Below are 12,234 nucleotides of genomic sequence, written 5' to 3'. Positions count from 1 at the left end.
TTGATGAAATGTTATTTATTTTTTATGAACTAGCTTATATTATATTCAATAAGTTTGATGTAAAAACAGAAAAAGTGAGGGATAATAATGAGCAATAAGAAGTTAATTTTGAAATTATTCATATGTAGTACAATATTTATCACATTTGTATTTGCTTTACATGATAAGAGAGTAGTTGCAGCTAGCTCTGTTAATGAGCTTGAAAATTGGTCAAAATGGATGCAACCTATACCTGATAATATCCCGTTAGCACGAATTTCAATTCCAGGAACACACGATAGTGGGACGTTCAAGTTGCAAAATCCGATTAAGCAAGTGTGGGGAATGACGCAAGAATATGATTTTCGCTATCAAATGGACCATGGAGCTCGCATTTTTGATATAAGAGGACGTTTAACAGATGATAATACGATAGTTCTTCATCATGGGCCATTATATCTTTACGTAACACTGCATGAATTCATAAATGAAGCGAAACAATTTTTAAAAGATAACCCGAGTGAAACAATTATTATGTCTTTAAAAAAAGAGTATGAGGATATGAAAGGGGCAGAAGGTTCATTTAGTAGTACGTTTGAAAAAAATTATTTTGTTGATCCTATCTTTTTAAAAACAGAAGGAAATATAAAACTTGGAGATGCTCGTGGGAAAATTGTACTACTAAAAAGATATAGTGGTAGTAATGAATCTGGAGGATATAATAATTTTTATTGGCCAGATAATGAGACGTTTACTACAACTGTAAACCAAAATGTAAATGTAACAGTACAAGATAAATATAAAGTGAATTATGATGAGAAAGTAAAATCTATTAAAGATACGATGGATGAAACTATGAACAATAGCGAGGATTTAAATCATCTATATATTAATTTTACAAGCTTGTCTTCTGGTGGTACAGCATGGAATAGTCCGTATTACTATGCCTCTTATATAAATCCTGAAATTGCAAACTATATAAAACAAAAGAATCCTTTGAGAGTGGGCTGGGTAATTCAAGACTACATAAATGAAAAGTGGTCACCATTATTGTATCAAGAAGTTATAAGAGCGAATAAGTCATTAATAAAAGAATAAAGATGATGAGAGTAAGAAGCGATAAAATATATCGCTTCTTATTTATTTTCCAATAACCAACAATAGAAATTGTACTTTTATAATAGAAAAAAATAAAAACATAAGATATAATCATACATATAAAATTTGTACCTATAAATTTTATATATGTGAATGAATTTGATTTGTTGTAATGAAATGGAGGTATATACTATGAAGTTTCCACATGATTTTTTATTCGGAGCTGCTTCAGCTTCTTATCAAGTAGAAGGTGCATGGAATGAAGATGGAAAAGGTGTTACGAATTGGGACGAGTTTTCAAAAATTCCTGGCAAAACATACAATGGAACAAATGGTGATGTAGCTGTTGATCATTATCATCGATATAAGGAAGATGTTCGCTTAATGGCTGAGATGGGATTAGAATCGTATCGTTTTTCTATTTCTTGGGCGAGAATATTGCCGACTGGAGATGGAAAGGTAAATGAAAAAGGGATTGAATTTTATAACAACTTAATTGATGAATGTTTAAAATACGGGATTGTGCCGTTTGTCACTTTATATCATTGGGATTTACCATTACCGTTAGAAAAAGATGGTGGATGGACGAATAAAAGAACAGCAGAGGCTTTCGTAAAATATGCAGAAACTTGTTTTAAGGCATTTGGTGACAGAGTTAAGCATTGGATTACTTTTAATGAGACAGTAATGTTTTGTGGATTAGGTTATTTAAAAGGTGCACATCCACCAGGAATCCAAAATGATGTTCCAAAGTATTTTCAAGCGACTCATTATGTATTTTATGCACATGCGAAAACAGTTGCGGTGTACAAGCAGCTGAAACAATATGGTGAGATTGGGATTACACATGTTTTCTTACCTGCTTATAGTGTGGATGATCAAAAAGAAAATATACAAGCAGCAAATCATGCGAATGAATATGAAACGTATTGGTATTATGATCCAATTTTAAAGGGCGAGTATCCGTCTTATGTTGTACAACAATTAAAGGAAAAAGGATGGACTCCTAATTGGACGGTTGAAGAATTAGAAATCATTAAACAAAATGCAGAAGAAAATGATTTTATTGGCTTGAATTATTATCAACCAATACGAGTAGAAAGATACGATATGGATATAAAGAGTGAGGAACATTCTCGAGAAAACTCAACGCTTGCTCCAGGTAACCCTTCTTTTGATGGTTTTTATCGAACAGTTAAAATGGATGATAAAACATATACAAAATGGGGATGGGAAATATCTCCCGAAGGTTTCTTAGAGGGGTTGCATATGTTGAAAGCGCGTTACGGTGACATAAAGATGTATGTAACGGAAAATGGACTTGGTGATGAAGATCCAATCATTGACGGAGAAATTGTAGATGTTCCGAGAATTAAATTTATTGAAGCGCATTTAAAAGTAATGAAGCGTGCAATTGAAGAGGGAATTAACTTAAAAGGTTATTATGCATGGTCAGTGATTGATCTTTTAAGTTGGTTAAATGGATATAAAAAGCAATATGGCTTTATTTTTGTCGATCATAATGATAACTTAAAACGTAAGAAGAAACTTTCGTTTCATTGGTATAAACGTGTGATCGAAACGAGAGGGGAAGAGTTATAACAGATAAAAGCGTATTTTAGGAGAAAGTGTATGAGTGCAAAGTATAAACAAATTGCAGATGTGTTAGAGCAAAACATTCGAGATGGGCTTTTTAATGAAACGAAAAAACTACCTACAGAAGAAGCGTTGATGAATCGATTTGAAGTAAGCCGTAATACGATACGTAAAGTAATTAGTCAGCTTGTGAATAGAGGTTATATTTTTCAAGTGCAAGGTAGTGGCATGTTTTTACGCGAAACTTCTGTAACAGATTACATTAATTTAGGAAGTTTACGTGGATTAACGAAAAATCTTGTTTCACAAAATATTGAAACGAAAGTGTTAGAGCTGGAAGTAATAGATGCGGACGAAGAGATAGCAAAGCGGATGCAATGCGAAGCTGGAACTAGGTTGTATTTTTTGAAGCGCTTAAGAATTGTAGATGCTAAACCATTCTCTATTGAAGTAAGTTATTTCAAAAAGGATATTATTCCATATTTGAACGAAGAAATAGCATTAAGCTCTGTATACAGTTATTTCATTGAAGATTTACGATTAAATATTGGTTTTGCTGATAAAGTTATTAGTTGTGAAAAAGTAAATAAAGAAAATGCACAGCTTTTAGAATTAAATGAAGGTGATCCGGCGCTTCTTATTGAAAATACAGTGTATCTTGTAAATGGAACAATTTTTGAGTTATCTCAGTCGATGTTTCATTATGAAAAGGCGAAACTTTTAAATCGAATTAATTTTAAATGAAAAATTATCGTGTGAAAAAAGCAACTGGTCCTAAGTGATCAGTTGCTTTTTATTTTTTAAGTGGATGAGCAAAAAAACACGAAAGTGGTTGGTCCGCTTTTTGCAAACATCTATTATGATAAGAGAAGAAAGGTAGTATGTTATCAACGTTTTAAAGAGGAAGGTTTTTATGTAAGTTCTTTAATTAAAATAGATGGGTCTTAGAGAGGTGAAAAGACAATGAGTTTTGCAATTTCACTAGTCGTTATTATTGTAATTGTATCGCTATTTGGGACTGTACTAGTTGCAAGAAACGTGGAGGAGAATTACGGTAAGTCTACAAAAAGAAATGTGAAAAACTTATCTGCAATCTATATTCTTCTTCTTTTTGTTCTACTGGCCGGGGTAACATGGTACGCGGTAATGATTTAATAGTTTGTAAAAGAACTGAAATGAGAGTATGAAGTTGGAATTTCAGAAGCTATTGAGTAATCAGAAAGAGAACCATTTTGGATATATCCATTTACGGATAAGAAAATGTGACTAATTAATACTATTTTTACGGTGAATACTGTTAGTAAAAAATGAGGATAGTTCGTTTTGAAAGGAGGAAACTAGATGGAATGGAAACCAAATCGTGCAGATAAGACACCTGTATATAAACAAATTGCTGATTATATTGAAAGAGGCATTTCTTCAGGTGAATTTCCTTCTGATAGTAAGTTACCTTCTGAGCGTATATTGGCAAAGGAATTACAGGTGAACCGGAGTACAATAGTAGCTGCGTATGAAGAATTAAAATCACTTGGAGTAGTAGAACGGCAAAAGGGAAGCGGAACACGGGTTAATACAGACATATGGGGTGTCTCACATAAACGAATACCGAACTGGGGTAGGTACGTGGAGGATGGATCGTTCTTACCTAACGTACCACTCGTTCAACAAATTCGAACGGAAACACAAAAAGATGATTTAATTAATTTAGCGAGTGGTGAACTGTCACCAGAATTAATTCCGAGTGATAGATTTCGAACAATTTTGGCGGAGAAAACATTTATGGAAAATCTCGGCTATGACCATCCACTTGGAAATGAGATGTTGAGAAAAACAATTGCAGCACATGTTCAGCAATATAAACAAATTGAAGCAGATTCAAGCTCTATTCTTATTACGTCTGGAGCACAACAGGCGCTTAATCTTATCGTTCAATGTTTATTAAAACCTGGCGATGCGATTGCGATTGAAGATCCTTCATATTGTTTTTCACTTCCAATGTTTAAATCGGCCGGTTTAAACATATTTCATTTACCTGTTGATGAGCATGGAATGAATCCAGATGACTTAATCGATTTGCACAAAAAGCATCGTATTCGTATGGTCTTTTTGAATCCAGATTATCAAAATCCAACAGGTACTGTGCTTTCATTAGCGAGACGTAAAAAGATTTTAGAACTGTCTTCTGAGTTCGGTATACCAATTGTAGAAGATGATCCGTATAGTTTAATTTCTTTTAATGGAGAAGTGAACCCGACATTAAAATCAATGGACCAAAATGGAAATGTTCTTTATATAAGTTCATTATCAAAAATTGTTGCATCAGGATTACGTATTGGATGGATAATTGGTCCTACACGCGTAATTGAGCGTTTAGCAGATGCAAAGCAACAAGTTGATTTTGGCCATAGTGTATTTACGCAGTGGGTAGCAAATCAATTTTTAGAATCAAAGGATTTTCATACACATATTACGATACTTCGTGGACAATTGAAGCAAAGAAGAGATGAATTAATTGCAGAGCTTGAAGGAACATTGGGAGACCGAGTTGAATGTTTCGTGCCAGAGGGTGGAATACATGTATGGTGTAAAGTGAAAGGAAAGTTTGATGAATATCACTTATTAGGTGAATCTATACGGAATGGTGTCGCATTTGTTCCGGGCAGTGTTTTAGGTTCGAAAAATGAATATATACGATTTACGTTTGGTAGAGCGAATATAGAACAAATTCAACTTGGAATTAAACGGTTTGCCGACACGCTAAATGAAATTTCATAATATGGATGTGTGATAGTGAAATGAGGGAAAGAAATGAAGTACGTGATGCTTTTACTTCAAGTAGGCGTGCTATATATATTTAGCTTAGTGGGTACGTGGATTCAGGAAATATTCCATCTATCAATACCGGGAAGTTTAATAGGGATGTTAATGCTGTTCCTGCTCCTTTCCACTCGCATTTTACCGTTAAAATGGTTTGAGTTAGGTGCGGAAAAGTTAATCGTATTTTTACCGTTATTTTTAATCCCTTCGACAACAGGGCTGATGGAATACGGGTCTTTTCTTTTAAGTAAGGGGAGTATTATATTCCTTTTAGTAGTTGCAAGTACTGTAGTAACTTTGATTGTTTCAGGGTATATAAGTCAATTATTAATAACAACAAAAAAATAAAATCGACAAGGTGCACGATTCAAATGGTCTTAATTATTATTACTGTAGCAATTTATTTCTTGGCGACAAAGCTATATAAAAAATTTACGTTTGCATTTACGTTACCGGTGTTAACAGTTACGGCAATTATGATTTGTTTATTTTTGATTTTTGATATTTCTCATCATGAGTATAGGGAAAATGGAGGAGACATTCTTTCAAGCTTATTGAGCCCTGCAATTGTAGCATTAGCCATACCTCTATTTAAAGAGCGAAAGATACTTATGAAAAATTTTTTATCGATACTTATTGGAGTAGTGATAGGTATAGTGGCTGTAACGAGTATGAATGTAGTGATTGGCGGAATTTTAAATATAGATAAGGAACTTATATTAACTACTTTACCACAGTTAGCAACGATGCCTATTGCCCTATCATTAGCGGATCAAATTGGTGGTATTCCATCTATGACTTCTAGTTTTGTAGTTGTTGCAGGAATAACAGGTGCTATTATCGGACCAACAGTACTTAAGCTTTTCAGTATAACAAGTACGATTGGAAAAGGAGTTGGAATGGGCTGTGCATCACATATTATCGGTGTGAGCCGTTTAGTGAAGGAAGGCGAGAAAGAAGCGACTATCGGTTCGGTAACGATGATTGTAACTGGAATACTCATTAGTATACTAATACCGTATGGAACGAAATTTATTTTTTAAATGTAATGGAGATGATAACAATGACAACATGGTTTATAGTTACATTATTTGTTTTTGGAGCTATTAAAGTATTAGTTTCTAGCATGCCCACTTCTGTTGTAGAATCAATTATTAGTAAATTTGAATTGCATCAAAAGCTTGAGGCGGAAAATACTTCTATATCGATAGATGGAAAAAATATAGAGGGAGAAATGAAACTACAAGTTATTCATGAATTTAATGAGGCTTTGTTTTTAGATAAACATTATTTCCCGCCGCACGGAGAAGGGACACCAATAGTCATTGATACGAAGAAAGGGAATAAAGAGATTAGGTTTTCTCTATATAGCTATGAGGAACATGTTGATGTCATTAAGCAATATAAGAAGAAAGTCGTTGCCTATCGTTTACGCTCTAAAAGCCTTCAAACACTGGCACCATTAGCAATAATGGAAGAGTATGCTTAAGAAGGGACCTATAATGGTCTCTTTATTTTTTTATCCAATTATATACGTTCCAAATAAAAGAATAAAAAATCATATAACCAAATAAAGAATATGTATGGTTCCAATTCGCACTATGTACAAATAAACCTAAACTTTCAGCAATCTGTTCAAAAAGGCTAGCGCAAATACCGATCGAAATAATAAATAGAATTCTAGAAACTTTAGATAATTTTTTTGAAATGTGTATAAAGATAACTGTTAAAATCGGCAGTACGAACAATGTAAAAGCTATATTAACTAAAAATGTGGATGAGAAGGGTCTAGCTGGAAAGGAATATATTTGTTTATGAACAAAAAAAGCATCTAAACAAGTTCCAATAATAGAAGAGAGAAAGATTGTAACTACTAATGCTAGAAACTCATTCTTCTTCTCGGAGGAGGACATTTTTCTTTGCGAGAATTGCGAGTTCAATTTTTTCGAGTGTTTTGCAGTAGTCTTCTGTAATTTGTCCATTTATATTTTCCTCCTTATCAACTAAGTAATTTACAACTTGCCAATCGGTAAACCAATCTTCACTGTCAACTTCTTCATGCTTCATATCTCGCCATGCATAGATGAGTGAAGGACTGTATATACGATAAGCGCCACTTCGCAACTGGCATTTCTTTATTCGGCGCTTATAAAACTCACGGGAAAAAGATTCATTTACACTTGAAAATAAATGGGGCCAGTAATCTTTCCTTGATCCTGTATGCGGATGATGTTGGGCCCAGCTTATTATTTGAGATAAAACATGTGTATCTCGAAATAATAATGAATACAATCTTTTTCCAATTAATATTCGTTCATGTAAGGAAGTGAAATGTTTCATTGTATCACCAAATAGTAATACTTTTTGTTTTTTATCATTTTCGTAGAATGGGAAAAGGATATGATTAAACTGAAAGAAATCAAAGAGTTTAAATCCAATACTATTTAGTACAGTCTTTTTAAATTGTACATTTTGAATCACTCTTTTTTCTAAGTAGTTTTGTTCATTAACAATAGTTGCAATCGCTAATGTTTTTTTGTTGCCTGTTTTCCAAAAATCGTTCCACATCGTTTCCATAAATGTAGAAACATTTAGGTGAGGGAGAAGGTGAAATAACTTTTGTGATCTCTTTACACTTTGTTCGTAAAGTAAAAATTGAGGGTATACATCTTGGAAAATAAGCCAATTCCCTCTTTCTAAAAAAGAAAAAAATATGAATTGATCTTTCTCTGATAAAATTCTCGTATATAAATCGCCCTTTAAATCAGTCATATTCCAACCGCCGTTACGTGATACCATATGCCCAAGCAGTGCCCAATGTATTTCTGGATATTGAATGTAAAATTGGTAGTATGCGCGTGTTCTTGTAACATTATTTTTATTTAGCTGTTCTGTTTGTATTTTTATTTTGTTGATGATGAGTTGCTCTTCTTTCGTTAATTTATACATGGTATCAGAAGGAATAAGTTTGCTTTTTTGTTTCAATTCATTTTTTACATCGAATAGGGAGAGAGGCAGTGCTTTGGAAGGTCCGTTATATGTATGATATGAATTGTTTCGGTCCATTCCGTTACCTCCCTTTTTCATAAATTTAAACATGATTATTGGCTATGAATCATTCTATTTATTTTATTACGAGTATAAGAAATAAATGAGCGGTGTTTTTTACAAGGAATTTATTTATCATGCAAACAGTATAAAAAATCTTACTGTTGTGAGGTGAAATGAAAAACAGAAACTAAGTTTAATAGTTTCTGTTTTTTTATTTTGTCAATTAAATGTAACAAACGACGATTATGATTTGAATCAATTGAAAATAATTCAATAAATATTATTTAAATTGAGATGTTTCGTAGGAGGAAAAGGAATGTTAAATAAAATAATTTTAATTACTGGTGGTACAGGTTCGTGGGGGCATGAACTTATAAAACAACTATTAGAAAAATCACCGAAAGAAATTAGAGTTTTTTCAAGAAATGAAACGGTCCAGTTTGAAATGCAGCAACAGTTTATAAATGATGATAGGCTAAAATTTATTATTGGAGATATTCGTGATAAAGATCAACTAGTCTATGCATGCCAAGGTGTACATTATGTATTCCATCTTGCAGCTTTAAAACACGTTCCAGTATGTGAGTATTATCCTTATGAAGCTATAAAAACTAACATACATGGTACGCAAAATGTAATTGAAGCCTCTACACAGACGCAAGTTGAAAAAGTTATATATGTTTCAACGGATAAAGCAGCTGATCCATCAAATACGTATGGGATGACAAAAGCAATTGGTGAAAAATTAATGATTCATGCGAATATACAAACGAAGAAAACAAAATTCATTTGTGTTCGTGGTGGAAATGTTTTAGGAACGAGTGGAAGTGTAGTACCGCTTTTTAAACAACAAATTAAAAGATCTTCACAAGTAGGGATTACCGATGCGAATATGACTAGATTTTTCTTAACAGTTGAAGATGCTGTTGGATTGTTATTTAAAGCAGTATATCAAGGTAGAGGCGGGGAAATCTTTGTTATGAAAATGCCGGCATGTAAAATAACAGATTTAGCAGAAGTGTTAATTAAATATTCAGGAAAAGAAAATGTTAAGGTAAAAGAGGTAGGGATAAGACCGGGTGAAAAATTAAGTGAAATGCTTCTATCTGAGGTAGAGAGTAAAACAAGTATAAGTTTTGATCAAAATTATTTTGTGGTACTACCGACTATTCCTATCGAAGGACTTCAAGAATATTATTCTAGCTATCCTTTAGTGGATGTGAAGAGTTTTAGTTCTCAACAAGATTTACTTGCAAAACATGAGGTGAAACAAATGCTATTAAAAGGAGGGTTTTTGCGATGAAAAAAAATGCGAGCCTTTTAATAACTGGTGCAAATGGTTTCACAGGACGCCATGCTTGCCAATATTTTTTAGAGCAGGGCTTTCATGTAATTCCTATGTTTCAAAATCGTGCACATAGAGAAAAAATTAGAAATGGTATTACTTGTAATTTAACTAATAAGAGCGAAGTAATGAAGGTAATGAAACAAATAAAGCCAGACTACGTATTGCATTTAGCAGGAAGGAATTCGGTTATAGAATCTTGGACAGCTGCTCTTGAGTATATAGAGATTAATGTAATAGGAACGTTATATTTATTAGAAGCAATTAAGCAAGAAGCCTCGGATTGTAGAACATTAGTTATAGGATCTGCTTTGCAAGCAGATAGTATGAACGAAATAAAAATTTCAAATCCATATAGTTTAAGTAAAACGATGCAAGTCATTATTGCAGAGGCTTGGGGAGGATTAATGGATTCAAATATTATCATTGCAAAGCCCTCAAACTTAATTGGTCCAGGGGAATCGAATGGCATTTGTTCGATTCTCGCAAAGAAAATGATAGATATAGAATCAGGTAGAAGTAAGGCTATTATCGAAGTAAACAGTTTGAAAGATAGTAGAGATTTTCTAGATGTACGTGATGCCATTAAAGCGTATCATGTGTTATTACGAGATGGAATAAATGGAACACAATATAATATCGGATCAGGAGTAAAACGATCTTTATTAAATGTACTAGAACAATATAAAGAATTAACACAGCTAAATTTTTTTATAGAGGAAACAGAGAAGAGTGGGAGCGACTCAAATGAGAGTTTAGCAATAGAGGAGATAAAAAGGTTAGGTTGGATCCCAGAAATTGAATTTCATCAATCATTAAAAGATGTACTTGAGTATGCGAAGTGTAGTGACATCTGCATGCAATGAAAAACAAAAAAGGGTGTAAGAAATATATGAATGATTATGAAATAATAGATAATCAAAATACGCTATTTCTTTCAATTGTTGATACGTTGGATTGGAGAGATGAAGAAGCGCATGTATTGCGTCTTTATGAGGCAATACATAAATATCAAGCGTATGTAGAAGAAAAAAGGGTTAATCAAATAAAGTCAGCATTAGAGACGGAAACTAGATATGTGATTCAAATCTTTGCTCAATACGAGTGTAGTGAGTATGGAAATGATTTTTATGAACTCATTAAAGATCTTTTACAAGATATAGAGGTGGAGTTAAAGATTTATATAAAAAATAATAAGTTTATTTACATTTAAAAGGTAAAGAGATAGCTAGATTTTTAATAATAAAGGTGGGTATAAGTTATGAGCAAAACGATTCTTTTTACTGGGGGCGGTACAGCCGGACACGTTATGATTAATATTGTATTAATTCCTAAATTTATAGAGAAAGGCTGGAGAGTCGAGTATATTGGATCAAAAAATGGAATTGAAAAATCATTAGTGCAAAATGTTAAATACAATAGTGTTTCAACGGGCAAGCTTAGGAGATATTGGGATTGGGAAAATTTTAAAGATCCTTTTAAAATTATACGAGGGTGTTTACAAAGTTATAAATTAATTAAGAAAACAAAGCCTGACGTTATCTTTTCAGCAGGAGGATTTGTTTCAGTTCCTGTAGCTATAGGAGCATGGTTAAATCGTGTGCCTATAATTATACGTGAACCAGATAGCACATTAGGACTTGCTAATAAAATAGCATTACCTTTTGCTACAAAGCTATGCACAACATTTCCTCAGACAGGAGAAAATGTAAGTAATGAGAAGAAGGTTTATGTAGGACCAATTGTAAGGGAAGAAATTGAGAAGGGTAACGTATTACGAGGAAGAAGATATTGTGAATTTCAGCAAGATAAACCAGTATTATTAATTATGGGTGGGAGTCAAGGTGCTAAGTGGATAAATGATATGGTAAGGGAATGTTTAGATACAATACTATTAAATTTTAATATTATTCATATATGTGGTAAAGGAAAGGTAGACCCATCTATTGGTATGGAGGGGTATATGCAATTTGAATATATAGGCGACGAGTTGCCGCATATACTAAATATGGCAAGTGTTGTAGTTTCTAGAGCGGGTTCTACTGCTATTTCTGAATTGTTATTTTTGAAGAAACCGATGTTGCTTATCCCGTTAACTAACAGTTCCAGTAGGGGAGATCAAGTTTTAAATGCTGAATATTTTTCACGGCAAGGATATGCTGAAGTTATACTCCAAGACAGAGTAAGTACGAATACATTTATACATGCAGTAAATAAGTTGTATACAAATAAGGAGAAATATATTCAAAACATGAATGGGTATAAGAAAACAAATGATGAGGGGATTCATCAAATAATAGATATAATAAATGAAGTGGTGAAGTAATAGAAATGTAAATAGAAAAACA

General features: G+C 33.0%; 14 protein-coding genes. 12 read left to right on the top strand and 2 right to left on the bottom strand.

Going from position 1 to position 12,234, the window contains the following annotated elements:
• The first annotated feature begins 87 nt into the window (after window positions 1-87).
• The 8 genes from plcA to AC3EMB_RS18340 all read left to right on the top strand — a co-directional run bounded on the left by plcA (window position 88) and on the right by AC3EMB_RS18340 (window position 6,979).
• Window positions 88-1,077 carry a phosphatidylinositol diacylglycerol-lyase gene (plcA, locus tag AC3EMB_RS18375; RefSeq protein ID WP_000066297.1) on the top strand — a complete coding sequence of 330 codons (990 nt, stop codon included), beginning with the start codon at window positions 88-90 and terminating at the stop codon, window positions 1,075-1,077.
• Between the two features lie 192 nt (window positions 1,078-1,269).
• Window positions 1,270-2,679, top strand: a complete 1,410-nt coding sequence (locus tag AC3EMB_RS18370) for a glycoside hydrolase family 1 protein (RefSeq protein ID WP_000671628.1) — start codon at window positions 1,270-1,272, stop codon at window positions 2,677-2,679.
• Window positions 2,680-2,709: 30 nt separating this feature from the next.
• Complete coding sequence (locus AC3EMB_RS18365) at window positions 2,710-3,417, top strand: GntR family transcriptional regulator (protein WP_001274912.1); 708 nt, start codon at window positions 2,710-2,712, stop codon at window positions 3,415-3,417.
• A 219-nt stretch (window positions 3,418-3,636) separates the two neighbouring features.
• Window positions 3,637-3,828 carry a hypothetical protein gene (locus tag AC3EMB_RS18360; RefSeq protein WP_000006458.1) on the top strand — a complete coding sequence of 64 codons (192 nt, stop codon included), beginning with the start codon at window positions 3,637-3,639 and terminating at the stop codon, window positions 3,826-3,828.
• Window positions 3,829-4,014: 186 nt separating this feature from the next.
• A complete protein-coding gene (gene pdxR, locus AC3EMB_RS18355; RefSeq protein WP_000454956.1) occupies window positions 4,015-5,448 on the top strand; it encodes a MocR-like pyridoxine biosynthesis transcription factor PdxR in 1,434 nt (477 codons plus the stop codon).
• A 33-nt stretch (window positions 5,449-5,481) separates the two neighbouring features.
• A complete protein-coding gene (locus AC3EMB_RS18350) occupies window positions 5,482-5,838 on the top strand; it encodes a CidA/LrgA family holin-like protein (RefSeq protein WP_000878380.1) in 357 nt (118 codons plus the stop codon).
• 23 nt (window positions 5,839-5,861) lie between these two features.
• Complete coding sequence (locus AC3EMB_RS18345) at window positions 5,862-6,533, top strand: LrgB family protein (RefSeq protein ID WP_242806097.1); 672 nt, start codon at window positions 5,862-5,864, stop codon at window positions 6,531-6,533.
• Window positions 6,534-6,553: 20 nt separating this feature from the next.
• Window positions 6,554-6,979, top strand: coding sequence for a YfmQ family protein (locus AC3EMB_RS18340; protein ID WP_000214633.1), 426 nt, complete (start codon window positions 6,554-6,556; stop codon window positions 6,977-6,979).
• 22 nt (window positions 6,980-7,001) lie between these two features.
• Here AC3EMB_RS18340 and AC3EMB_RS18335 read toward each other — a convergent pair whose 3' ends face one another.
• Both AC3EMB_RS18335 and AC3EMB_RS18330 read right to left on the bottom strand, forming a co-directional pair.
• On the bottom strand, window positions 7,002-7,403 hold the full coding sequence (locus tag AC3EMB_RS18335) for a CBO0543 family protein (RefSeq protein ID WP_015406501.1): 402 nt from the start codon (window positions 7,401-7,403) through the stop codon (window positions 7,002-7,004).
• On the bottom strand, window positions 7,378-8,556 hold the full coding sequence (locus AC3EMB_RS18330; RefSeq protein ID WP_000375774.1) for a DUF2515 domain-containing protein: 1,179 nt from the start codon (window positions 8,554-8,556) through the stop codon (window positions 7,378-7,380). Before AC3EMB_RS18330 ends, AC3EMB_RS18335 begins: the two co-directional genes overlap by 26 nt.
• 301 nt (window positions 8,557-8,857) lie before the next feature.
• On the opposite strand from AC3EMB_RS18330, the gene AC3EMB_RS18325 reads away from it, so the two are divergent.
• The 4 genes from AC3EMB_RS18325 to murG are packed head-to-tail and all read left to right on the top strand — an operon-like array spanning window position 8,858 to window position 12,212.
• Entirely contained in the window at window positions 8,858-9,844 is a 987-nt protein-coding gene (locus tag AC3EMB_RS18325; RefSeq protein ID WP_488517216.1) for a UDP-N-acetylglucosamine 4,6-dehydratase family protein, read from the top strand.
• Entirely contained in the window at window positions 9,841-10,752 is a 912-nt protein-coding gene (locus tag AC3EMB_RS18320) for an SDR family oxidoreductase (protein WP_098679136.1), read from the top strand. The genes AC3EMB_RS18325 and AC3EMB_RS18320 overlap by 4 nt, the downstream gene beginning before the upstream one ends.
• Complete coding sequence (locus tag AC3EMB_RS18315) at window positions 10,749-11,099, top strand: DUF6572 domain-containing protein (RefSeq protein ID WP_002094117.1); 351 nt, start codon at window positions 10,749-10,751, stop codon at window positions 11,097-11,099. The genes AC3EMB_RS18320 and AC3EMB_RS18315 overlap by 4 nt, the downstream gene beginning before the upstream one ends.
• A gap of 48 nt (window positions 11,100-11,147) precedes the next feature.
• Entirely contained in the window at window positions 11,148-12,212 is a 1,065-nt protein-coding gene (gene murG, locus AC3EMB_RS18310; RefSeq protein WP_053563777.1) for an undecaprenyldiphospho-muramoylpentapeptide beta-N-acetylglucosaminyltransferase, read from the top strand.
• Window positions 12,213-12,234: the final 22 nt, after the last annotated feature.

The sequence above is a fragment of the Bacillus sp. LQ16 genome (assembly GCF_057784645.1).
Note: the sequence above shows the minus strand (reverse complement) of the source record. Positions and strands in the feature narration are given on the sequence as shown.